Genomic DNA, 24080 nt, shown 5'->3' with positions numbered 1-24080 from the left:
TGGGCGGCCCGAGGCGGGGTTCAGCGCGCTGCCTGCAGCGAGACGATGAATTTCTCGACAGTTGGCAGGATGCGCTCGACGATGGTTTTCACCCCGGCTTCGTTGGGGTGGAGGCCGTCCGGCAGGACGCGGGCGTTATCTCCAGTTACTCCATCGAGAAAGAAGGGGTAAAGCACGAGATCGTGCTTGCTGGCAAGCTCGGTATAGATTTTCTCGAACCGTTCCGCATACGCCTGCCCCAGATTGGGCGCGGCGCGCATGCCGGCGAGCAGCACGGCGATGTTGCGTGCCTTGAGGCGGGTGATGACGGCGTCGAGCGCTTGCCGGGCGATGGCGGGATCGATGCCGCGCAGCATGTCGTTGGCGCCGAGCTCCAGAATGACGGCGTCCGTGCCGTCTGGCACCGACCAGTCGAGCCGCGCGAGACCGCCGGTCGTGGTATCGCCCGAGACGCCGGCGTTGGCGATGCTGACGTTGTGCCCCCGCGCGCGCAGCGCCGCTTCGAGCAGTACGGGGAAGGCGCTTTCCGGCGGCAGGCCGTAGCCGGCGGTGAGGCTGTCGCCGAACGCGACGATGCGCAGCGGCGTCTGCGCGCTGGCGGGGAGGGGGGCGAGGCCGGTCATGATGAAGGCTGCGATAGTGGCGAAGAGGGCGATGAAAGCGGGAAAGCCCGGCGCCGCCGGTACGCGCTGATCACGATGATGTTTATGAACGGATGGCCGGCGCACGCTGCACTCCCTTGTCGTTTTCCGGATAGGACGTTTATCCTGCACTTATGCGACAGTGTCGATGCAACAATTCGGGGCCTGTGCGCCCCTGTTCATTTTGCCGAAAGCAGTCCCTCCATGACGATCGCCCCCGCGCATGACGCCTCCCCCGGTTCCGCTGCCGATGCTCCGGCCATGGTGCGCCTGCGCGCGGTGCGCCTCAGCCTCGGGCGCGGCGCCGCGCGGGTGGAGGCGCTGAAGGGCGTGTCGCTGGACGTGCGCGCGGGCGAGGCGGTGGGGCTCGTCGGCACCTCAGGCTCCGGCAAGTCGAGCCTGTTGATGACGCTGGCCGGGCTGGAGCGCGCCGATTCCGGCCGGGTGATCATCGACGGCCACGACATCACGGATCTCGATGAGGACAGTCTGGCGCGTTTTCGCGGCCGCCATATCGGCATCGTGTTCCAGTCGTTCCATCTGGTGCCGACCATGACCGCGCTGGAGAACGTGGCGCTGCCGCTGGAGCTGGCGGACACGCCGCAGGCCTTGCCGCGTGCGCGCAAGGCGCTGGAGCGGGTGGGCCTCGGCGCGCGCCTCGGCCATTACCCCGCGCAACTGTCCGGCGGGGAGCAGCAGCGCGTGGCTATCGCGCGCGCCGTGGTGGGCCGCCCGCCGCTGATCGTGGCCGATGAGCCTACCGGCAACCTCGACGAGGCGACGGGCGCGGCCATCGTCGACCTGCTGTTCGCGCTGCGCCGCGACGAGGGAGCGACACTGGTGCTGGTGACGCACGATCCGGAACTGGCGGCGCGCTGCGACCGCACGGTGCGGCTGCGATCGGGGCTGATCGAGCACGATCCGGCGGCACAGGCGGGCTGAGCGATGCACGGATCGTTCGGGAACGAGAGCCATCCCCGCCGCTTGGCGCTGATCCTGCGCGTTGCCATGCGCGACATGCGCGGCGGGCTTCGCGGGTTCGGCATCTTCCTCGCGTGCATCGCGCTGGGCGTTGCCGCGATTGCCGGCGTCGGGTCGGTCGCCAGCGCGCTTTCCGACGGTCTGGGCCGGGAAGGGCGCGCCATTCTGGGCGGCGACGTGGCGGTGGCGCTGACGCAGCGGCCGGCGAACGACCGGGAGCGGGCCTTCCTCGCCGCGCAAGGGACCGTCTCGGCGGTTGCGGACCTGCGCGCCATGGCGGTGGCGGAGAACGGCGAGGCGGTGCTCGTCGAGCTGAAGGCCGTCGACGATGCTTATCCGCTCGTCGGGGAGCTGGCGACGACACCGCCGCTGGCGCGCTCCGCGATGCTCGACGAGGCGCAGGGGCGTTTCGGCGCGCTGGCCGATCCCGCCCTGCTGGCGCGGCTCGGCATCGGCGTGGGCGGCAGCCTGCGGATCGGTGAACTGACTGTGGAGGTGCGAGCGGCGCTCGACAGCGAGCCGGACAAGATCGCGGCCGGTATCGGCTTCGGCCCGCGCCTCATGGTTTCCGACGCAGCGCTCGCGCGTGCGGGCCTGCTGCAGCCCGGCAGCATCGTGCGCCATTCCTACCGGCTGCTGCTGCCTGGTGGCGAGGCGGACGATGGCGCGCTCGTCCGTTTCGAGGAGCGCGCGAAGGCGGCGTTTCCCGACGACGGCTGGCGTGTCCGCGACCGGCTCAACGCCGCGCCCCAGCTTGAGCGCAACATCGGGCAGTTCACGCAATATCTGACGCTTGTGGGCATGACGGCGCTGCTCGTCGGCGGCGTGGGGGTGGCGAATGCCGTGCGCGGCTTCGTCGACCGCCGGCGCGTCACCATGGCGACGCTGAAGGCGGTGGGCGCCTCGGGCAGCCTCGTTGTCGCCATCGCGCTCGCTGAAGTCATGCTGATCGCGGGGCTTGGCATCCTGCTCGGCCTTGCCACAGGGGCGGCGATGCCGTTCGTGGCGGCGTGGGCGGGGCAGGGGCTGCTGCCGCTGCCCATCGAGGCGCGGCTGGCGTCCGGCCCGTTGCTGGCGGCGGCGCTCTACGGCGGGCTGACGGCGCTCGCGTTCTCGCTGGTGCCGGTGGGGCGGGCGCATGACGTGCCGGTGGCGGCGCTGTTTCGCGATCATGTCGAGGCGGCGCAAACGCCCGTGCGGCGGCGATACCGGATCGCCGCCATCGCGGCCGGCGCGCTGCTGGTGCTGGTGGCGCTCGCGCTGGCGCACAATCCGCGCGTGGCCGCCGTGTTCCTGCTGGCGGCCGGGCTGGCCTTCCTGCTGCTGCGCGCCGTGGCTGCAGGGCTGATGCGGGCGGCGCGCGCTATGCCGCCGTTCGGCGGCCCGACGGGACGGCTGGCGCTCGCCAACCTGCACCGGCCGGGCGCGCTGACGCCGGCGCTCGTGCTCTCGCTGGGGCTCGGTGTGACGCTGGTCGTGACGCTCGCCCTCGTCGACGCCGGCCTGCGGCGGGAACTCACGCGCGCGCTGCCGGAAAGGGCGCCGGCCTTCTTCTTTCTCGACGTGCAGGCGCAGGATGCGGATGCTTTCGGCGCCTATCTGAACACGGTCATACCGGGCGCCGTCGTCGAGAAGGTGCCGATGATCCGCGGGCGTATCGTCTCCCTCAAGGGCATCCGCGCGCAGGACTACACGCGGCCTGAGGAAGTGGCGTGGGTGCTGGAGGGCGACCGCGGCATCACCTTCGCCGAGTCGCTGCCTGAGGGAAGCCGGCTCGTGGCGGGCGAGTGGTGGCCGCCCGGCTATGCCGGGCCGCCGCTCGTTTCCTTCGACGCCGAGATTGCGCGGCAACTGGAGCTCGGCGTGGGCGACGCGGTCGTCGTCAACGTGCTGGGCCGCGAGGTCGCGGTGACCGTCGCCAACCTGCGCACGGTGGAATGGCGCTCGCTCGGCATCAACTTCGTCATGGTATTCTCGCCCAACACCTTCGCCGGCGCGCCCTATACGCTGCTCGCCACGCTGACGGAACCGGCGGGGGCCGATCCCGCCCGCAGCCTTTCGCTCGTGCGTGGGGTCGCGGCGCGCTTTCCGGCCGTCACCAGCGTGCGGGTGCGCGATGTGCTGGAGGCCGTCAACGACATGGTGGGGCAACTTGCCGTCGCCATCGCGGCCGCGAGCACGGTGGCGCTCGCGGCGAGCGCGCTGGTGCTCGGCGGGGCGCTCGCGGCCTCGCACCGGGCGCGGCTCTACGACGCCGTGATCCTGAAGACGCTCGGCGCCACGCGCGGGCACCTGCTGCGGGCCTACCTGCTGGAATACGGCCTGGTTGCGGGCGCCTCGGCTGCGGTGGGCTTTCTGGCGGGCAGCGCCGCGGCGGTGCTGATCATGACGCAGGTGATGCGCCTGCCGCTGACATACCAGCCCGCGCCGGCGCTCGCCACCGCGGCGGTGGCCGTCATCGTCGCCGTGGCGCTGGCGCTTGCGGGCACGTGGCGCATCCTCGCGCAGAAGCCGGCCCCCTATTTGCGGGAGCGCTGACATCCGGCGGGATTAACGCACTGTAACGTCAAATATCTTGTATCGGGCTGCGATGCAGACCATATTACCGGCAACGTCCGTCAAGGTGGCGGGTGCGACTTTCAGGGTTTCGGGAGAGGGTCTCATGTCAAATTGGAACCAGAATACGCCGGCTTACGAGCGCGGCGTGGCCCGGGCCGGTCGCGCGGAAATCGATCAGGGTTTGCGCGCCTTCATGCTCGGCGTCTACAACAACATGGTGCTGGGGCTTGCCGTCACCGGCGTTGCCGCGCTTGGCGTGTTCCTGGCGGCCGTCACCAACGATCCCGCGTCGGCGGTGGCGCAGGTGAACGGCGGCATCATGCTGACGTCCTTCGGCCACGCGCTGTTCGTTTCGCCGCTGAAGTGGGTGGTGATTCTCGCGCCGCTGGCGATGGTGTTCTTCATCAGCGCGCGCATCGCGCGCTTCCAGCCGGCGACAGCGCGGCTGCTGTTCCTCGGCTTCGCCGCGCTGATGGGCGTGTCGATCTCGTCGATCTTCCTCGTCTACACGCAGTCCTCCATCGTGCAGGTGTTCTTCATCACGGCGGCCGCGTTCGGGGCGCTGAGCCTCTACGGCTACACGACGAAGCGCAGCCTGTCGGGCATGGGCTCGTTCCTGATCATGGGCCTGTTCGGCCTGATCATCGCCTCGCTGGTGAACCTGTTCCTGCAGTCGAGCGGGCTGCAGTTCGCGGTCTCGGCCATCGGCGTGCTGATCTTCGCGGGTCTGACCGCCTATGACACGCAGCGCATCAAGGAAATGTACTACGAACTCGATGCCGGCGACGTGGCGGCAAAGAAGTCGGTGCTCGGCGCGCTCAGCCTGTATCTGAACTTCATCAACATGTTCATGATGCTGCTGCAGCTCTTCGGCCAGCAGCGCAGCAACTGACCGGCAGCGCCATTTCATGACAACGCGGCCCCGGCATTCGTGCCGGGGCTTTTTCATGTTCAGCGCACGATTTTCAGCGGCCGGTCGAGCACGGCGAGCACGCGCGCCAGCTCGGCGCCGCGCTTGAGGATGAGGCCGGAGGCCGCCACCGCCGCGTATTGCCCCTGCTTGCGGGCGAGGCGTGGCGTTTTCTCGATGCGGTAGAGCGGCACCTCCGACGAGCGGCGGTAGACGGAGAAGATCGCCCGGTCGCGCAGGAAATCGAGCGCATAGTCGCGCCATTCCCCGCCCGCGACCTTGCGGCCGTAAAGGCCGAAAATCTGCCGCAATTCACCCTGATCGAAGGTGACGACGGCTGCTTCGGCAGGTGAGGCAGGGGCAGGCGAGGCAGGGGCAGGTGAGGCAGGGGCAGGTGAGGCCGGAACCGGCGCGAGCGCTTTCGGGGTAATCCGGGCGTTGAGGGAGACGATGGCGGCGCTGCCGCCGGATTCGCCGGGACGGCCGGCGGCATATGCCTCGCCGTGCAACGCCCCGCTCTGCTCGGGCTCTTCCCCTCCCGCCTCGCTCAACCGCGCCTCCTGCGTCAGAAACAGCTCTCTGCGGAAACAGCCATGCCCAGGATGCCTTGCTGTCGCACCGTTGTCATGATGGCGGTGCCAGCCGTGGGATGCAAGTGCGAAAGCTGCCCCGCGCGCAAGGCTCGCATGCGGTGGTGGCAGGGCGATGAAATGCCCCGATATTGCCGCGCGGCGGGCGAGGGTTCGCCGCGATGCTGCCCCAATCTCCGGCGATAGTCTTTACCGTCATCCAGATGGTCTGGCGGTTCGCTTTACCGACTTTCATAGCCCCCCAGCCCCCTCGGTAAGGAAGAGGGCCGGATCATCTGGATGCAATACTTTTCCAAGTTTCATCCATCTTCAGTCTTCTATCGCGATCGACTTTGTCTCCACGCCCGCGACCGGCTCCTCCGGCGCGGGCGTATTTGTATCCGCAGGCCGCCGCGCGGCTCCGTGACATGTTCCTCGCATTGCTACTTTTTTATGCACAAGGAAAGGGCAGGCTGCTTTCATTCCCCGTCCGGTGTGTCAGAATGCCCGTGCGCGAACGCGGCATGAACGTCGTGCCGGCGCAGGATATGTCATCTGCTCCTTGGCGGCGGCAGGTAACGGGAGGAAATCGTGACGGTATCGGACTTGATCGCACGGGTCGAAGGCGGGTTGTCTGAGGAGGGCGCTTCGGCGCCCGGCTGGTTTGTGGAAGCCCTTCTGGGGCAGGTGGCGGCGGAGGACCTCACCGTCTATCCGGAAACATTCCTTGCCGCGCTCGTGGAAGAGGCGTTCGGGCATCTGACGCAGCGGCGTCTGCGCGGGCAGCCGAGCATTCGCCTCACCGATCACGAAACGGAGACGACCACCGGCGCGCGCCAGATCACGGTTGTGGAGATCGTCAACGATAACAGGCCGTTCCTGCTCGACTCGACGCTGGCGGCGGTGGTCGACCTCGGCTTCGAGCCGCTGCTGGTCGCCCATCCCATCATCGAGGTGGCGCGCGACGAGACCGGCGGTGTGCTTTCCGTGCGGGGCGAGGCCGGGGCGGAAGTGCCGCCGGCGGGCGTGAGCCGCGAGAGCCTGATCCACATCCACCTGCCGCGCATCGAGGACGAGGAGGCGCGGGAGCGCCTGGCCGACGAACTGACGCGCGTGTATGCCGACGTGTCGAGCGCTGTCGGGGACTGGCCGGCAATGCGCGCGCGGCTCGTCGCCACGCTGACCACGTTGCGCGAAACGCCGCCGCCGTTGCCTGGCGAGACGCTGAGCGAGGCCGTTGCCTTCCTGCAATGGCTGGTCGATGACAACTTCACCTTCCTCGGCATCCGCGAATACCGCTTCCGGGCCGACACCGTCGCCGATCCGGTGGCGGGCACGGGGCTTGGCATTCTGCGCGATCCGGACATGCGTGTGCTGCGGCGCGGGCGCGAACTCGTCGTCATGACGCAGGAAATCCGGGAGTTCCTGCAGAAACCGGTGGCGCTGATCATCGCCAAGGCCAACGTCAAGTCGCGCGTGCACCGGCGGGTGCACCTCGACTACATCGGCGTCAAGCTGTTCGACGACGTCGGCGAGGTGGTGGGCGAGCTGCGCATCGTCGGCCTGTTCACCGGCAACGCCTATACGCAGTCGACGACGGCCATCCCTTACCTGCGCCAGAAGGTGGCGGAAGTGGTGCGCCGGGCGGAATTCGACCCGGCGAGCTATTCCGGCCGCGCGCTTCTGCACGTGCTCGACGATTATCCACGCGACGAGCTGTTCCAGATCGATGTCGGCACGCTTTATGACTTCGCGCACGATATCCTGCGCCTCACCGAGCGCCCGCGTGTGCGCGTGCTGTCGCGGCTGGACGAGTTCGGCCGCTTCGTGTCGGTGCTCGTCTACGTGCCCAAGGACCGTTACAACACGGATACGCGCGCCCAGATCGGCGCGTTTCTGACGAGGCTCTATCAGGGCCGGCTGTCGGCGACTTATCCGTCCTATCCGGCGGGGCCATTGGCGCGCATCCACTACATCATCGGGCGCGACGACGGCGACACACCGGTCATCGACCGTACGACGCTTGAAGCGGGGATCGCCAGCCTGATCCGCACCTGGGGCGACTCGCTCCGCGAGGCGCTTTCCCGCCATGTCGGCGGCGCGCGGGGCCGGCAGCTCGCTGTGACCTACGGCGAGGCGTTCGGCGGCGCCTACCGCGAGGCATTCTCGGGCGAGGCGGTGATCGATGACATTGCCGGCATCGAGGCGCTGGCGCCCGAGCATCCGCGCGCGGTGAAGTTCTACAGGCGCGAGGGCGACCCGGAGATGCGCGTCGGCCTCAAGGTGTTCTCGCGTGGCGCGCCGACGCCGCTGTCCGAGCGCGTGCCGTTGCTCGAAAAGCTCGGCTTCAGGGTCGTCAACGAGCGAACCTACCGCGTGGTGCCGCGCGGCGCGGAGCCGGAGGCGCGGGTGTGGCTGCACGACATGACGCTGGAACGCGCGGCGGGCGGGGCCATCAACATCGAGCGGGCGAAGGCCGAGCTTGAGGCGGCGCTGATCGCGCTGTTCGAGGGGCAGGCGGAGTCGGACGGCTTCAACGTGTTGGTGCTGGAGGCCTCCCTCGGCTGGCGCGATGCGGCTATCCTGCGCGCCTACGGCCGGTATCTGCGCCAGATCGGCGCGCCGTTCGGGCAGGAATACCTGGCGCAGACGCTGGCGCACCATCCGGAAATCACGGCCCGTCTCGTCGCGCTGATCGGCGCGCGCTTCAATCCGGATCTCGACGGCGGGGAGGATGTCGATCGCGCGGCGCGCGAGGCGGAGGTGCGGGCCGATATCGAGACGCGCCTGCAGGGCGTTTCCAGCCTCGATGAGGACCGCATCCTGCGTCGCTTCGCCAACCTGATCGCGGCCACCGTGCGCACCAACATCTTCCAGCGCGGCGCACAGGGCGGCCCCCGCGACACCATCGCCTTCAAGTTCGAATGCGCGAAGGTGGAGGGGCTGCCCAAGCCCGTGCCGCTCTACGAGATCTTCGTCTATTCGCCGCGCGTGGAGGGCGTGCACCTGCGCTTCGGCAAGGTGGCGCGCGGCGGCCTGCGCTGGTCCGACAGGCCGCAGGACTTCCGCACCGAGGTGCTCGGCCTGGTGAAGGCACAGCAGGTGAAGAACGCGGTCATCGTGCCGGTGGGCGCCAAGGGCGGCTTCGTGCCGAAGCGCCTGCCGCCGGCGAGCGACCGCGCGGCGTGGCTGGAGGAAGGCCGCGGCGCCTACCGCGTGTTCATCGCCAGCCTCCTCGACCTCACCGACAACCGGGCGGGCACCGAGATCGTGCCGCCGCCGCGCACCGTGCGCCACGACGGCGACGATCCGTATCTTGTCGTTGCGGCGGACAAGGGCACCGCGACCTTCTCGGACCTCGCCAACGAAATCTCGCTGGAGCACGGCCACTGGCTCGGCGATGCCTTCGCCTCGGGCGGCAGCAACGGCTACGATCACAAGGGCATGGGGATCACCGCGCGCGGCGCGTGGGAAGCGGTGAAGCGGCATTTCCGCGAGATCGACATCGACATCCAGACCACCCCCGTCACCGTTGCGGGCGTGGGCGACATGTCGGGCGACGTATTCGGCAACGGCATGCTGCTGTCGCAGGCGCTGAAGCTTGTCGCCGCTTTCGACCACCGCGATATCTTCCTGGATCCCGATCCCGATCCCGCGACGGCCTGGGCGGAGCGCAAGCGGCTGTTCGAGCTGCCGCGTTCGAGCTGGCAGGACTACGACCGCGGGTTGATCTCCACGGGCGGCGGCGTGTTTTCGCGATCGGCCAAGACTATTCCGTTGTCGGAGCAGGTCCGCGCGCGGCTCGGCATCGACAAGGCGGAGGCGACGCCGCAGGAGCTGATCTCGGCCATCCTCAGGGCCTCCGTCGACCTGCTGTGGTTCGGCGGCATCGGCACCTACATCCGCGCCTCGGGCGAGAGCGACGACAAGGTGGGCGACCGCGCCAACGACTCCATCCGCATCGCTGGCCGCGATGTGCGGGCGCGCGTCATCGGCGAGGGCGCCAACCTCGGCGTCACCCAGCAGGGGCGCATCGAGGCGGCGCGCAGGGGCGTGCGCATCAACACGGACGCCATCGACAACTCGGCGGGCGTGAACACCTCGGACGTAGAGGTGAACCTCAAGATCGCGCTCAGTATTCCCGAGAGCGACGGACGGCTGAGCGGAGAGGAGCGCAACGCGCTGCTGGCGCAGATGACGCCGGAGGTGGCGCAGCTTGTGCTCGTCACCAACTACGAGCAGCCGCGCGCCATCTCGCTGATGGAACGGCGCGGGGCCGGGGAAATCGGCTACGCGCGCCGCTTCATCCAGGTGCTGGAGGCGGCGGGCCGCCTTGACCGGGCCATCGAGTACCTGCCCGACGACGCGGAACTGGCGGCGCGTGAGAAGCGCGGCGAGGGGCTGACGCGGCCGGAAATCGCGGTGCTGCTGGCCTATGCGAAGCTCGCGCTCTACGACGCGATTCTGGAATCCGGCGTGCCGGACGACCCCTACGTGGCGCACGAGCTGGAACAGTATTTCCCGCCGGAGCTGGGTGAACGCTTCCCCGACGCCATCGAGCACCACCGCCTGCGGCGCGAGATCATCGCGACGCGGTTGTCGAACGCGATCATCAACCACGCGGGCCCGACCATCGTCACCAAGGTGGCGGACCAGACGGGAGCGGACGCGCCGACGTTGGCGGCAGCCTACATCGCGACGTGGGCGTCGCTGGGGCTCGACGGGATCGTGCGCGGCATCGATGCGCTCGACGCGCGCATCGGCGCGGGCGAGGGGGCGGTGAGCGGGGCGACGCAGCTGGCGCTCTATGCCGACGTTCAGGACATGCTTGTGGACCGGCTGGTGTGGTTCAGCCGCAACGTCGATTTCTCGGCGGGCGGCATCGAGGCTGTGGTGACGCGCTACCGGGCGGGCGTTGAGGCTATCGGGCACGTTCTCGACACGACGGCCGGGGCCGAGGCGCCCGACCCGCGGGTGGCGGAACTGCTGGCGCGCAACGTGCCGGAGGCCATGGCCGAACAGCTTGGGCGCCTCGAAGCGCTGGTGGAGGCGCCGGACATCGTGCGCACGGCGGCGCGGGCCGGCCATCCCGTTGAGGAGGTGGCGCGGGTGCATCTGGCGCTCGCGGACGTGTTCGCCTTCAACGAGCTGGCACAGGCGGGCCGCGACATCAGCCTGCCGGATTATTACGACCGGCTGGCGCTGGAGCGGGCGGTCACCGCGCTTGCGGACGCGCACGTGCGGCTGACGTCGGAAATCGTCGCCGACGGCGAGGGCGAGGGCGAGGGCGCGGGCGACGAGGCCGTGGCGCAATGGCAGCAGCGGCGCGCGGGCGACGTTGCCCGCATCCGAGACGCTGTCGACAATATCCGTGCCTCCGGCCTCACCCTCTCAAGGCTCATCGTCGCCGCGAGCCTCGTCGGCGATCTCGCGCGCGGATAAGCCCGCGCAACACCGCCGCAACACAACGCGCGCGCCCTCCGGGACGCGCGCGTTTTCGCGTCCAGGGCCGGGTTCGGAATTCGTCCTTGAATTTCAGGCGATTGGAAGATAAAACAGCGCCAGCGGTTTCTGGTGTTTTCCAGAACAGGCGCAAGGTGACCGTGAGCGCCGCATAATTTCTCGACAGCAAGGATGTGGAATTGAACGACAGATCGAACCTGCAGACACCGTATTACCTGATTGACAAGGAAAAACTTCTTCGCAACATGGAAGTAATAGCCAAGGTTCGCGAGAAGTCGGGCGCAAAAGCTTTGCTGGCTTTGAAATGCTTCGCGACCTGGTCGGTGTTCGATCTGATGCGTCAGTATATGGACGGGACGACATCGTCGTCGCTCTATGAGGCCAGGCTCGGCCGGGAGAAGTTCGGCGGCGAGACCCACGCCTACAGCGTGGCCTATGCCGAGAACGAGATCGACGAGGTGCTGGCGCAGGCCGACAAGATCATCTTCAATTCCATCGGGCAGCTCGCGCGGTTTTCGGCACGTGCGCAGGCACGCGGCGTCCGGCAGGGGCTGCGTGTCAACCCCGGCGTCAGCAGCTCCGGCTTCACCCTGGCCGACCCCGCGCGCCCCTTCAGCCGTCTGGGCGAATGGGACGTGGAGAAGGTCGAAGCCGTGATGGGGCAGATCTCGGGTTTCATGATCCATAACAACTGCGAGAACGCCGACTTCGCGCTTTTCGACGACATGCTCGGGCAGATCGAGGGCCGTTACGGTGCGCTGCTGCAGCGTCTCGACTGGATCAGCCTTGGCGGCGGCATCCATTTCACCGGCGAGGGGTATCCGGTCGAGGCCTTCGCGGAGCGGCTGAAGGCTTTCGCCGACAGGCATGGCGTGCAGATCTATCTGGAGCCGGGCGAGGCCGCCATCACCAACAGCACTACATTGGAAGTGACGGTGCTCGACACCATGTTCAATGGCAAGAGCCTCGCGATCGTCGACAGTTCCATCGAAGCGCACATGCTCGATCTGCTGATCTACCGGCAGAACGCCAAGATGAAGCCCAATGATGGCGCGCACTTCTATGAGATATGCGGCAAGTCCTGCCTCGCCGGCGATATCTTTGGCGAGTTCAGCTTCGAGAAGCCGCTCCAGGTCGGCGACAGGCTGTCGTTCGAGGACGCCGCCGGCTACACGATGGTGAAGAAGAACTGGTTCAACGGCGTGAAAATGCCGTCCATCGCCGTTCGCCAACTCGACGGCACTGTGGATGTCGTCAGGGAGTTCGGCTTTGATGACTTCGCAGGCAATCTTTCGTAAGTTTGCCACCGATACTTTTACCCACATACATGGAGAACCCCGCGTGAAATGAAAAAGAACGTCCTCATTATCGGTGCTGGAGGTGTAGCACAGGTCGTCGCCCATAAAGCCGCGCAGAACAACGATATTCTCGGCGATATTCATATCGCCTCCCGCAGCATCGCCAAATGCGAGAAGATCGTCGCGGAGGTGCTGGAGAAGGGCAGCCTCAAGGTGCCCGGCGTGCTGAAGGCGCATGCGCTCGACGCGCTCGACATCGAGGCGACGAAGGCGCTGATCCGCGAGACGGGTGTCGAGATCGTCATCAATGTCGGCTCGGCCTTCGTCAACATGTCGGTGCTGCGCGCCGTGATTGACACCGGCGTCGCCTATATCGATACGGCCATCCATGAGGACCCGGCGAAGATCTGCGAAACGCCGCCGTGGTACGGCAATTATGAGTGGCATCACGGCGATGAATGCGCCGCGAAGGGCATCACGGCCATCCACGGCGCGGGTTTCGATCCCGGAGTCGTCAACGCCTATGCAGCGCTCGCCGTGCAGGATTACTTCGATCAGGTCGATTCCATCGACATCATCGACGTCAATGCCGGCAGCCACGGACGTTACTTCGCCACCAACTTCGATCCGGAGATCAATTTCCGCGAGTTCACGGGGCAGGTCTATTCGTGGCAGAACGGCGAATGGCAGACCAACCAGATGTTCGAGATAAGCCGCATTGACGACCTGCCGGTTGTGGGCGAGCAGACGACCTATCTCTCCGGCCACGACGAGATCCACTCCCTGTCGCGCAACCTGCCCGTGAAGGATATCCGCTTCTGGATGGGCTTCGGCGCGCATTACATCAACGTGTTCACGGTGCTGAAGAACCTCGGCCTCCTGTCCGAGCAGCCGGTGATGACGGCGGAGGGGCTGGAGGTCGTGCCGCTCAAGGTGGTCAAGGCGGTGCTGCCCGATCCCTCGTCGCTCGCGCCCGACTACACGGGCAAGACCTGCATCGGCGATCTCGTCAAGGGCACCAGGGACGGCGCGGCGCGCGAAATCTTCATCTATCAGATCTGCGACCATAAAGAGTCCTACGACGAGGTCGGCAGCCAGGCGATCTCCTACACCGCGGGCGTGCCGCCCGTCGCGGCGGCCATCCTGATCGCCAGGGGCGACTGGGACGTGAGACAGCAGGTCAACGTGGAGGAGCTGCCGCCGCATCCCTTCCTCGACCTGCTGAACCGTATCGGCTTGCCGTCGCGCATCCGGGACGGAGAGGGAGATCGGGCGCTGGAATTCACGCAGGCCGAAGACGGCCGGTGGAGCGTCGCCGGCGCGTAGCAGAACCGGACAGGCGGGCGCGTCGGCGCGCCCGCATCCCGGTGGCCGTTGCGCCGGTGGCGGGGAGGGGAGCTGTTCGCGCCCGGCCGGCCGGGGGAAATTGTCAAATCGCATTCGACCCTGTAAGCCAATAGGCGGGTGCCGTCGCGGCATGCGGCCTGGCGGCAGGACGGTTGTGCTGGTCGGGCCGCCAGCACGGGAGAAGCGAACCCATGATCCGCCCCTTGTCCGAAACAGCCCCAACCCGTGCCCAGATCGTCACGCAAAAAGCGTTCCGTGCGATCGAGCATTTCATGCATATCGAGGCGGTGAGCGGCATCGTGTTGCTCGTCGCCGCGGCCTTCGCGCTGGCGTGGGCCAGCTCGCCCTGGGCGCACAGCTACCACGACCTCTGGCATACGCCGGTCTCGATAGGGATCGGCGATCTCGTCTTTTCCAGAAGCCTGCATTTCTGGATCAACGACGTGCTGATGACGGTGTTTTTCCTCGTTGTCGGCATGGAAATCCGGCGCGAGATCCACGACGGCGCGCTGGCCAGCCTGAGGCTTGCGGCGCTGCCGATCGTCGCGGCGCTCGGCGGCGTGACGGCGCCGGCGCTGATCTACCTCGCCATCAACGGCGATCCGCTTCTGCGTCACGGGTGGGCAGTGCCGACGGCCACCGATATCGCCTTTGCCGTGGGCGTCATGGCGCTTCTCGGCAGGTCGATCCCCGGCAACCTGCGCATCCTGCTGCTGGCGCTGGCGATCATTGACGATATCGTGGCCGTCATCATCATCGCGCTGTTCTATTCGGGCGGGCTCGACTACAGCGGCCTCATGATCGCGGCGCTCGGCATTGTCGCCGTGCTCGGCCTGCAGTGGATAGGCATCGGCAATGCCTATGCCTATGTCGTGCCGGGCGCGATCATCTGGCTCGGCCTGCTGCAGACCGGGGCACATCCGACGCTGGCTGGCGTCGTCCTCGGGCTGATGACGCCGGTGTTTCCGATGCGGGCGCAGGAGAACCCGCTGACCGTCGCGGAGCGCGCGATGCACGAATGCGTGGAGAATGCGCGCGCCGGTGGCGGACGGGCCGATGTGCTCATCCGGCCGCTGCGGCAACTGCGGCTGGCGCAGCGCGAACTCGTGCCGCCGGTCGTGCGCGTGCAGCAGGCGCTGCATCCGTGGGTGGCCTTCGGCATCATGCCGCTCTTCGCGCTGGCGAACGCGGGTGTCAGCCTCGGTGATGTCGACGCCGCCGCTCCCGGTTTCGGCCCGGTGATGTTCGGCGTCGCGCTAGCGTTGGTCGTTGGCAAGCCGCTCGGCGTCATGCTGGCGTGCTGGGCAGCGGTGCGGCTTGGCATCAGCCGGCTGCCGCCGCAGGTGACGTGGCCGGGCGTGCTGCTTGTGGGGCTGCTCGCCGGCATCGGCTTTACGATGTCGATCTTCATCGCCAACCTCGCCTTCGACGATGCGACGCTGCTGGCCGCGGCGAAGTTTGGCGTGCTGCTCGCTTCCACCTCGGCCGCTGTCCTTGGCCTGATCTACGGTCTGTATTATGCCCGCGCGTCGGCAGGCTGATCAGGGCTCGTCGTCGGGCATGGCGGAGATGCCGGCATCCGTGAACCGACCCGCGAGTTGGCCGACGGGCCGGCCGCCGATCCGCAGGTCGCCGGCGATCTCGGCGAGGGGAATCAGGACAAAAGCCCGTTCGAGAAGATGGGGATGGGGCAGCGTCAGCGTGTCGCTGGCGATCGGCAGGCCGTCGTAATCGAGCAGATCGATATCGATGATGCGCGGCCCCCATTTGCGGAGGCGTTTCCGGCCCATGGCGCGCTCGACATCGAGGCACACCTCCAACAGCGCATGGGGCGAGAGAGTGGTGTCGACGGCGGCGCAGGCGTTGACGAACCAGTCCTGATCCGTGTCGCCCCACGGCGGAGTGCGATAGTCGCGCGAGCGCGCCGCCACGGCGACGCCCGGCAGGGCGGCGAGTCTCGCCAGCGCTTCGGCGATCATGGCGCGCTTGTCGCCCATGTTGCTGCCGAGGCCGAGATAGGCGCGTGCGGACATCGCGTCAGGCGCCGGGGCGAAAGCGTGTGATCTCGACCGCGACGTTGTCGATGATGGCGGGGATGGGGGCCGCCGGCTTCTCGACGCGCACGGTGACGCGCACGAGTCGCGACACGGTGGCGAGAAGGGCCGAGGCGATGGCCTCCGCCAGTCCTTCAAGGGTGTTGAAACGCTGGCCAGTGCCCACGCTCTGCACGGTCTCGGTCATCCCCGCGTAGCAGGCGGTGCTGTTCCAGTCATCGTTGCGTCCGGCTTCCCGAAGGTCGAGCCCGACGTCGAGCGATATGAAGAAGCGCTGCCCCAGCTTCGCCTCTTCGGCATGCAGGCCGTGATAGGCAAAAAGCGCGATGCGACTGACGATGATGCGGTCCGCGGGAAGCGGCCCGCCGGGAGATGGCTGGTTCATGGATCGTGTCAGACCTTCCGTACCGGATAGATATGTCCGGAGACAAGCCGGTGATAGAGAAGCGCGAAGGCGACAATCACGACGGCGCCCGTCGCCACCGGGGTGACGAGGTACCACAACCCGTAGCCGCCGCCAATCACGATGACGGGATTGCCGGCTCCCGGTGGATGCAGGGTGGCGGTAACCGCCATCGCGAAGATGGCGAGGCCGACGCCCGCCGCCATGGACAGGGGTGTCTGCCCGAACACGGACAGCGACAGCAACCCGGCGGCGGCGGACAAGATATGCCCGCCGATAACGTTGCGCGGCTGTGCCAGCGGGCTCTGCGGCAGGGTCAGCACCAGCACGCACGACGCGCCGAAGGAGGCCATCAGAAACAGGGCGTGCGCATATTGCCCGGCGCTCGCCAGCCCGAAGATGACAACGGCGCTGCAGCCGCCGACGACCGCGCCCTCCTGCGTTCGCCGCACGACGGGATAGGCGCGAAGCCGGATCATGTAATCGAGCAGCAGGCGGGGCCTTGACACGACGGGATGTCTTTCACGGAACCGGCGGGCTTCACCAGGCGCGGCGGGGCGCTCACCCCACCTTGCGCACGCGGATGATCTTGAAGAAGCCGAGCGGGAACGCCGGCCGCACCTCGACCAGCGACGCGGCGGGATGCTGCTCCGCCCACGTCTCGATGCGGCGCGTCTTGAACGCCGAACTCCAGCCGAGTTTGCGCACCGCCGGCGCGACCGCCTCCTCGGCACGGGCGATCGGCCCGTCATCGACGCCAAAATGGTTCGCCAGGATGATTTCGCCGCCCGGCCGCAACACGCGCAGGAATTCGTCGAGCGCCCGTTCGGGATGCGGCACAAGCGTGATCAGGAACTGCGCCACCACGGCGTCGAACGCGGCATCGGGAAAGCCCAGCCGGCAGGCGTCCATCACGGTGAGCAAGCGCACATGGGAAAGCTTGTGCTTTGCCACCTTGTCCTGCGCCCGGAGCAGCATGTGCTCCGAAATGTCGAAGCCGATGACATTGGCCTGCGCCGGATAATCCCCGAGCGACAGGCCGGTGCCGACGCCAGCCTCCAGCACCTTGTTGCCGCAGGCGAGCGCGGCCGCCACTGCGTCCCGCCGCGCGGAAGCGGTCAGTCCATCATAGACGATATCGTAGATGGGCGCCCAGCGCGCGTAGGCTTTGCGCATCAGCGAGGTGTCGGGGCCGTCGGCAATCGTGCTCATTCACAGGGGTTCCGTTACGGTTGCAAGCCTGGGTGACGTGGCGGGAGGCACCACGAGCGGAACGAGAGGGCGTGTGCGCCGGATGGTGCCGCCGCCGAGAACGCGCGCGCGCGGCTCCTCGCTCTCGTAAATGACGCACGCCTGCCCGGGCGCGACCCCGAGTTCGGCGACGGGCAGCGTGATGACGGCGCCCTCGCCGGTCATCTGCAGGAAGGCCGGATGGGGCGGGCGGGTGGAGCGGACCCGCACCGCGACCTCGACAGGCTCGCCGCCCGGGACGAGCGGCGTCTCGCCGAGCCAGTTGAGGTCGCCCAGCGTGATCGCGCTCGTCGCCAGCATGTCGCGCGGCCCGACGATGACACGCGCGTTCTCGGCGTCGAGCTTCACGACGTAGAGCGGCTCGCCCGTCGAGAGGCCGAGGCCCTTGCGCTGGCCGACGGTGAAATGGATGATGCCGCTGTGCCTGCCCAATACGCGGCCGTCGGCATGGACGATGTCGCCCGGCAGTACAGCCTTGGGGCGCAGGCGCTCGATGATGTCCGCGTAGCGGCCGTCGGGAACGAAGCAGATGTCCTGGCTGTCGTGCTTGTCGGCGATCTCAAGGCCGAACTCGCGCGCCAGCGCCCGCGTCTGCGGCTTCGTCAGGTCGCCCAGCGGGAAGCGCAGGATCGACAGCTGCTCGGCGGTGGTGGCGTAGAGGAAGTAGCTCTGGTCGCGGTCGGGGTCGGCGGCGCGGTAGAGCGCCCGCCCGTCCACGGCGCCGGGAGCCGGCCGGCTCGCGACATAGTGGCCTGTGGCGAGGACGTCGGCGCCCAGATCGCGCGCAGTGTCGAGCAGTTCGGTAAACTTGATCGACCGGTTGCATTCTACGCAGGGGATCGGCGTCTCGCCGTTGAGGTAGCTGTCGGCGAATCGTTCGATGACCGCGTCCCGGAAGCGTGACTCGTAATCGAGCACATAATGAGGGATGCCGATTCGCTCGGCGACACGGCGGGCATCGTGAATGTCCTGACCGGCGCAGCAGGCGCCCTTGCGGTGGATGGCTGCGCCATGGTCGTAGAGCTGGAGCGTGATGCCGATGACCTCGTATCCCTCGCGCGCGAGCATGGCCGCGACCACGGATGAATCGACCCCACCGGACATCGCCACGACGACCCGCGTGTCGCGCGGGGCCTTGGGCAGATCAAGACTGTTCAACATTACTTTCGCCTCTTGCGCGTCCTTGCGGACACGCGCGCTGCTGCCTCTATACCTGTCCCGTGCCGTTCCCGCCAGTCCCGCGATGCATCAGCCTGCGGCAGGGGAGGGCGATTTCGGAAGAAACATAATTATAAAATATTATCCATCTTCTGTTCTTGAAAGGGCAAGCTGAAGCGCGGGCACGGCCTTTAGGCAATTCTTAAATGGAACCCTTTAGCGTCGCAGATTGACGTAGATCGGTTGAGGGGCGCCACTTGAGCCGGATCGGTCTAGTCGGATCTGTCGAATTGGGTCAGTCAGAATAATGTGAGCGTATCAATGACCGAACTTTTTCGCCCGCGTGTAAAATACGTCATCGGACCGGACGGCAGTCCGTTGACGATAGCAGATCTTCCGCCTACGACTACCAAGCGATGGGTCATCCGGCGCAAGGCCGAGGTCGTGGCGGCCGTCCGTGGAGGACTCCTCAGCCTGGACGAAGCCTGCCAGCGCTATACGCTGACTGTGGAGGAGTTCCTGAGCTGGCAGCAATCCATCGACGAACACGGCCTGGCGGGCCTGCGCACGACGCGCATCCAGCACTACCGGCAATAGAGCGGCGCTGCGGCCCGCGGCACGGCGGGCGAAACGGTTTTCCGAAAACGACAATGGCCAGCCGGACGATCCTCCCGCTGGCCATATCATTTTATACGTCCAAATTGTTTTATACGGCGGGGCCGGGGAGCTACACCGTGCGCCCGAACCAGCGCACGCGGCCCTCGATGACAAGGCGTCCCGCATCCTCCGCCGATACCGTCTCGACCTCGTAAGCAGGATTATCGTTCCGCAGCACCAGCGAGCCGTCGTGGCGGAGTTGCACGCGCTTGACGAGCAACCGCCCGCCCACGAGCAGCACATAAATGCCGTGATCGATGATCTGCCCTACCGAACGGTCGATGAGCAGGAGGTCGCCGTCGCGGATCGTCGGCTCCATGCTGTCGCCGCCGAAGGCCAGCAGGCAGGCGTGGCGCGGGTCGGCGCCGATGCCGCGCAGCCAGCTTTCGCGCATCGCGATCGCGGACGACTGGCTGCCATCCTGCCCGATGCCGCGCGCGGCATCGGCCGCCTCGAACTTCGGCACGTAGACGAACTGGTTGCCGCTGCCCGATCCGGGCGGCTGCAACGTCGGCTCGTCGCCGCCGAACAGGATCCAGTCGGCGGAAACGCCTGTCGCCTGCGCGAGCGCCTTGACGACGCTCGCCGGCGGCTCCGCGCCAGAGAAATACCGCTGCAGCGAGCGAATGGACTTGTCCGTCGCCGCCGCGGCCTTCTGGCCGCCCAGACGCTCGAACAGGAAACGGATCCTACGTCCGATATCCGGATCGCGATCCGTGCGGGAAACGTCATCTTTCACTGCATTCGGTTCTAGCAGTCTTTCTGATTTACCAGTCATGGCGCGCATCAACCACTGATAACATAAACGGATGGGGGATCGGGCGTCCACCGAGGACGCGAAACCGACACGGAATTCGTTGCAATCGCATTGCCGATGGCATCGGCATCAGTCGGGACGCCGTCCCACCTGCGGAACCGCCGGAACCTGGCATTCAGGTTCAAGGGGCGGCCATGGGCCAAGCTATGAGCCAAGCCATGAGCCAAGCCATGGGCCAACCTTTCGCCACGCCGTTGAGCGAGCCGCGACATAACGGGTTACGACACATCCGGGCAGGCAGACGTCTATTTATTTCGCGATACAAGGCCAGATGCGGATCTGAACCGGGAAAAACCGGTATATGCGGGCCGAAACCTGTCATGCATCCTGACGTCTCCTCTCGTCGCTATTTTTCCCACTGCATACGCCATTATCAGCTTAAAACTGCATATATGTCAATTTTAATGTACGGCTCCGCTTATTAAATATCGATTGCGGACACTATGTCATCCCCGATAGTAATATATATGTCGCCGTTCGCGCCATATATGGACAGTAAGCTTATTACGGAAGGGCGGTTCCGTGCCGAACATCTGTATTGCAATTAGTGCAGGAATTTTGAAATAGCCGCAGATATGTCGCGTGCATCGCGCCGCATCCCGGAAACGCGGAGCAGCTCCGACCGCGCCACGGGCGCGTGCGCGGACGGCCTCAATTTGACTACCTGTCGGCGCGCAAAACGGGGTATGAATGAAGCATGAATGCGACCGATGCTCCCACTGCCACGCCGCCGCGCGCCGACACCGACAGGATGTCCGGACATATCCGTATGCCGGGCAAGGGCGATCACGTCTTCCTCGTCGACGGCTCGTCGTTCGTCTTCCGCGCCTATTTCCAGTCCATGAATCAGGACAGGAAGTACAACTACCGCTCCGACGGCCTGCCGACGGGCGCGGTGCGCCTGTTCTGCACGAAGCTGTTCCAGTTCATCCGCGACGGCGCGGTGGGCATCCTGCCAACGCATCTCGGCATCATCTTCGACAAGTCGGAGAACTCGTTCCGCAAAGAACTGTATCCGCCCTACAAGTCGAACCGGCCGCCGCCGCCCGATGATCTGGTGTCGCAGTTTCCGCTTATGCGCGAGGCGGTGCGCGCCTTCGGCCTCACCCCGGTGGAGCAGGACCGTTACGAGGCCGACGACCTGATCGCGACCTATGCCCGCCAGGCCTCCGAGGCCGGGGCGGACGTGCTCATCATTTCCGCCGACAAGGACCTGATGCAGCTGATACGCCCCGGCATCGCGATGTACGATCCCGCGTCCGGCACCCAGTCCAAGGGCAGCTACCGGGCCGAGCGGAAGATAGGCGAGGAGGAGGTCGTCGCCTATTTTGGCGTGTCGCCGGACAAGGTCGTGGACGTGCAGGCGCTGGCGGGCGATTCCACCGACAATGTGCCCGGCGTTCCCGGTATCGGCATCAAGACGGCGGCGCAGCTCATCGGCACCTACGGCGATCTCGATACGTTGCTGGAGCGCGCGGGCGAGATCAAGCAGCCCAAGCGGCGCGAGGCGCTGCTTGAGAACGCCGAGACCGCCCGCCTGTCGCGCCGGCTCGTGAAGCTTGTCGACGCGGTCGATGTAAACTGCCCGCTGGAGAAGCTCGTCCTGAAGGCGCCGGATCCGCGGCAGTTGATCGGATTTCTGAAGGCGCTGGAGTTCACGACCATCACGCGCCGGGCGGCCGAGATATATGACGTCGATCTGGAGAGCGTCGCGCCGGCGGATATCGGCGTGTCGGCGCCCGTGCGCGCGGAGGAGCCACCGCCCGCGGAAGACAAGCCGGAGGATGACGCCGGCGGTCCAGTCGATGTCGCGGCGCGGGCGCTCGCGCGCCAGCAAGGCATGCCGGTCGACACCGGCGCCTATGAAACGGTGACGACCCTGGAGGCGCTAGACCGTTGGATCGCGGAAGCGCGCGAGCGCGGAATCGTGGCGGTTGATACCGAGACCAACGCGCTCGACGCAATGGCGGCCGATCTCGTCGGTATGTCGCTCGCCACCGCGACCGGGCGCGCCTGCTATATTCCGCTGCAGCACCGCGCGGCCGATACGCAGGCGGGCCTGTTCGGCGGCGATGTCTCGCCGGCCAGTGAAGCCGATGGTCTCACGCAGCTTCCCGTTCGGGAGGTGCTGGAACGGCTGAAGCCTCTGCTGACGGACCCTGGCGTGCTCAAGATCGGCCAGAACTTCAAGTTCGACTGGCTGTTGTTCGCCCGTCACGGCATCGAGGTGACGCCATGCGACGACACGATGCTGCTCTCCTATGTGCTCGACGCCGGGCGCGGCACGCACGGCATGGATGCGCTGTCGGAAAAGCATCTCGGCCATAGTCCCATCACTTTTACGGATGTCGCCGGCAAGGGCCGGCAGGCCGTGACCTTTGACAAGGTGGCGATCGACCGCGCGACTGCCTACGCGGGCGAGGATGCCGATGTCACGCTGCGGCTGTGGGAGGTGCTGAAGCCACGAATCGTTTCCGAGAGCAAGGCGACCGTCTACGAAACGCTGGAGCGCCCGCTCGTCGGGGTGCTGGCGCGCATGGAGCGGCGCGGCATCATGATCGACCCCGCGCAACTCGCGCGCCTGTCGGGCGAGTTCGCGCAGCGGATGGGGGCGCTGGAGGACGAGATCCACAAGCTCGCCGGCGAGAGCTTCAACATCGGTTCGCCAAGGCAGCTCGGGGAAATCCTGTTCGGGCGCATGGGCCTGCCGGGCGCGAAGAAGACGGCGACAGGCCAGTGGGCGACGGGTGCGGGCGTGCTTGAGGAGCTTGCCGAACAGGGGCATGAGCTGCCCGCACGCATTCTCGACTGGCGGCAGCTATCGAAGCTGCGCTCTACTTATACGGAAGCGCTGCCCGGCTTCATCAACCCGCAGACGCGGCGAGTGCATACCTCGTTTGCGTTGGCCGCGACGACAACGGGGCGACTCGCCTCGTCCGATCCGAATCTGCAGAACATTCCGATTCGCACCGAGGAAGGCCGCAAGATTCGCAAGGCCTTCGTGAGCGAATCGGGCTGGAAGCTCGTTTCCGCCGACTATTCGCAGATCGAGCTGCGGCTGCTTGCTCATGTCGCCGACATTCCGCAGCTACGCAAGGCGTTCGAGAACGGTATCGACATCCACGCCATGACGGCTTCCGAGATGTTCGGCGTGCCGGTAGAGGGCATGGACCCGTCGATCCGCCGGCGCGCAAAGGCGATCAACTTCGGCATCATCTATGGAATCTCGGCTTTCGGGCTGGCGAATCAGCTTGGAATCAGCCGCGAGGAATCGGGCGCCTATATCCGCCGCTACTTCGAGCGATTCCCCGGGATTCGCGACTACATGGAAGAGACGAAGCGATTCGTGCGCGAGCACGGCTTCGTGAAAACCGTGTTCGGGCGGGTGTGCCACTACCCGCAGATCTATTCGAAGAATGCGTCGGAGCGGGCGTTCGTGGAGCGGCAGGCCATCAACGCGCCTCTGCAGGGAGCGGCCGCCGACATCATCCGCCGTGCGATGGTGCGGATGGAGCCTGCGCTGGCAAACGCGGGGCTTTCGGCGCGCATGCTGCTGCAGGTGCACGACGAACTCGTGTTCGAAGTGCCGGACGCCGAGATAGACGCCGCCATCCCGCTCATCCGGCAGGTCATGGAGCACGCCCCTCTGCCGGCTGTGAAACTCAAGGTTCCGCTTGGGGTTGAGGCGCGCGCGGCCACGAACTGGGACGACGCGCACTGACCGCTCCCGGCGTGACCGCCGTATGTCTGATTTGTGTATGCCTGTGGATAATTATTTGAGGGATTGACGTTATTGTGGGTGTGACTTAGATAGGGGTCACACCGGCGCTGCGGGCGGTTTGAGAGATTGGTTGCGGCGGCTGGGTTTTATTTTTCTGTGAGCGGAATTGATTGTTTTGCCCGACTTGCGAGGGTTGGGTTGACAATTTGTTTTTGTCTTATAGAGTTGGCTATCTGATTTGGCCTGTTATG

The 24080-nt window shown here is 66.5% G+C and carries 17 protein-coding genes; 9 read left to right on the top strand and 8 right to left on the bottom strand.

Translation table 11 applies throughout. The features are described from left to right. Positions 1-20 precede the first annotated feature (20 nt). Positions 21-623, bottom strand: a complete 603-nt coding sequence (locus ACFFJ7_RS03010; protein WP_166954872.1) for an arylesterase — start codon at positions 621-623, stop codon at positions 21-23. Between the two features lie 279 nt (positions 624-902). Between ACFFJ7_RS03010 and ACFFJ7_RS03005 the strand changes: the two genes are divergently transcribed. The 3 genes from ACFFJ7_RS03005 to ACFFJ7_RS02995 all read left to right on the top strand — a co-directional run bounded on the left by ACFFJ7_RS03005 (position 903) and on the right by ACFFJ7_RS02995 (position 5073). Continuing rightward, positions 903-1583 (top strand): ABC transporter ATP-binding protein, encoded by a 681-nt coding sequence (locus tag ACFFJ7_RS03005; protein ID WP_377592054.1) that lies wholly within the window; start codon positions 903-905, stop codon positions 1581-1583. A 3-nt stretch (positions 1584-1586) separates the two neighbouring features. Next, positions 1587-4160 (top strand): ABC transporter permease, encoded by a 2574-nt coding sequence (locus ACFFJ7_RS03000; protein WP_377590719.1) that lies wholly within the window; start codon positions 1587-1589, stop codon positions 4158-4160. Positions 4161-4284: 124 nt separating this feature from the next. After that, complete coding sequence (locus tag ACFFJ7_RS02995) at positions 4285-5073, top strand: Bax inhibitor-1/YccA family protein (RefSeq protein WP_166954817.1); 789 nt, start codon at positions 4285-4287, stop codon at positions 5071-5073. Positions 5074-5132: 59 nt separating this feature from the next. Here the strand turns inward: ACFFJ7_RS02995 and ACFFJ7_RS02990 are convergent, their stop codons facing one another. Continuing rightward, on the bottom strand, positions 5133-5522 hold the full coding sequence (locus ACFFJ7_RS02990; protein WP_377592051.1) for a DUF2794 domain-containing protein: 390 nt from the start codon (positions 5520-5522) through the stop codon (positions 5133-5135). A gap of 729 nt (positions 5523-6251) precedes the next feature. Here ACFFJ7_RS02990 and ACFFJ7_RS02985 point away from each other — a divergent pair. The 4 genes from ACFFJ7_RS02985 to nhaA all read left to right on the top strand — a co-directional run bounded on the left by ACFFJ7_RS02985 (position 6252) and on the right by nhaA (position 15309). Further along, a complete protein-coding gene (locus tag ACFFJ7_RS02985; protein WP_377590718.1) occupies positions 6252-11102 on the top strand; it encodes an NAD-glutamate dehydrogenase in 4851 nt (1616 codons plus the stop codon). A gap of 218 nt (positions 11103-11320) precedes the next feature. Next, the gene (nspC, locus tag ACFFJ7_RS02980; RefSeq protein WP_377592049.1) at positions 11321-12421 is read left to right on the top strand and encodes a carboxynorspermidine decarboxylase; all 1101 of its coding nucleotides are present in this window, start codon (positions 11321-11323) and stop codon (positions 12419-12421) included. A 48-nt stretch (positions 12422-12469) separates the two neighbouring features. Beyond that, positions 12470-13747: a saccharopine dehydrogenase family protein gene (locus tag ACFFJ7_RS02975; protein ID WP_377590717.1), complete on the top strand. Its 1278-nt coding sequence runs from the start codon at positions 12470-12472 to the stop codon at positions 13745-13747. 212 nt (positions 13748-13959) lie between these two features. Beyond that, positions 13960-15309 (top strand): Na+/H+ antiporter NhaA, encoded by a 1350-nt coding sequence (nhaA, locus tag ACFFJ7_RS02970; protein WP_377590716.1) that lies wholly within the window; start codon positions 13960-13962, stop codon positions 15307-15309. Here the strand turns inward: nhaA and folK are convergent, their stop codons facing one another. The 5 genes from folK to mnmA are packed head-to-tail and all read right to left on the bottom strand — an operon-like array spanning position 15310 to position 18634. Continuing rightward, positions 15310-15801 carry a 2-amino-4-hydroxy-6-hydroxymethyldihydropteridine diphosphokinase gene (gene folK, locus ACFFJ7_RS02965; protein ID WP_166954823.1) on the bottom strand — a complete coding sequence of 164 codons (492 nt, stop codon included), beginning with the start codon at positions 15799-15801 and terminating at the stop codon, positions 15310-15312. It lies immediately after the preceding gene. A gap of 4 nt (positions 15802-15805) precedes the next feature. Further along, positions 15806-16207, bottom strand: a complete 402-nt coding sequence (gene folB / locus ACFFJ7_RS02960; RefSeq protein ID WP_377590715.1) for a dihydroneopterin aldolase — start codon at positions 16205-16207, stop codon at positions 15806-15808. Between the two features lie 8 nt (positions 16208-16215). After that, the gene (locus ACFFJ7_RS02955; RefSeq protein WP_377590714.1) at positions 16216-16734 is read right to left on the bottom strand and encodes an HPP family protein; all 519 of its coding nucleotides are present in this window, start codon (positions 16732-16734) and stop codon (positions 16216-16218) included. A 52-nt stretch (positions 16735-16786) separates the two neighbouring features. After that, entirely contained in the window at positions 16787-17437 is a 651-nt protein-coding gene (locus ACFFJ7_RS02950; RefSeq protein WP_166954827.1) for a class I SAM-dependent methyltransferase, read from the bottom strand. Beyond that, complete coding sequence (gene mnmA, locus ACFFJ7_RS02945) at positions 17438-18634, bottom strand: tRNA 2-thiouridine(34) synthase MnmA (RefSeq protein WP_166954882.1); 1197 nt, start codon at positions 18632-18634, stop codon at positions 17438-17440. Between the two features lie 321 nt (positions 18635-18955). Here mnmA and sciP point away from each other — a divergent pair, with 321 nt between their 5' ends. Beyond that, positions 18956-19231 carry a CtrA inhibitor SciP gene (sciP, locus tag ACFFJ7_RS02940; protein ID WP_166954829.1) on the top strand — a complete coding sequence of 92 codons (276 nt, stop codon included), beginning with the start codon at positions 18956-18958 and terminating at the stop codon, positions 19229-19231. 130 nt (positions 19232-19361) lie between these two features. Here the strand turns inward: sciP and ACFFJ7_RS02935 are convergent, their stop codons facing one another. Further along, complete coding sequence (locus ACFFJ7_RS02935) at positions 19362-20030, bottom strand: S24 family peptidase (RefSeq protein WP_166954831.1); 669 nt, start codon at positions 20028-20030, stop codon at positions 19362-19364. Positions 20031-20859: 829 nt separating this feature from the next. Between ACFFJ7_RS02935 and polA the strand changes: the two genes are divergently transcribed. Further along, on the top strand, positions 20860-23829 hold the full coding sequence (polA, locus tag ACFFJ7_RS02930; RefSeq protein WP_377592045.1) for a DNA polymerase I: 2970 nt from the start codon (positions 20860-20862) through the stop codon (positions 23827-23829). Positions 23830-24080 lie beyond the last annotated feature (251 nt).

This window comes from Pseudochelatococcus lubricantis, from assembly GCF_042432495.1.
GTDB classification, from domain to species: Bacteria; Pseudomonadota; Alphaproteobacteria; order Rhizobiales; family Beijerinckiaceae; genus Pseudochelatococcus; species Pseudochelatococcus lubricantis.
Note: the sequence above shows the minus strand (reverse complement) of the source record. Positions and strands in the feature narration are given on the sequence as shown.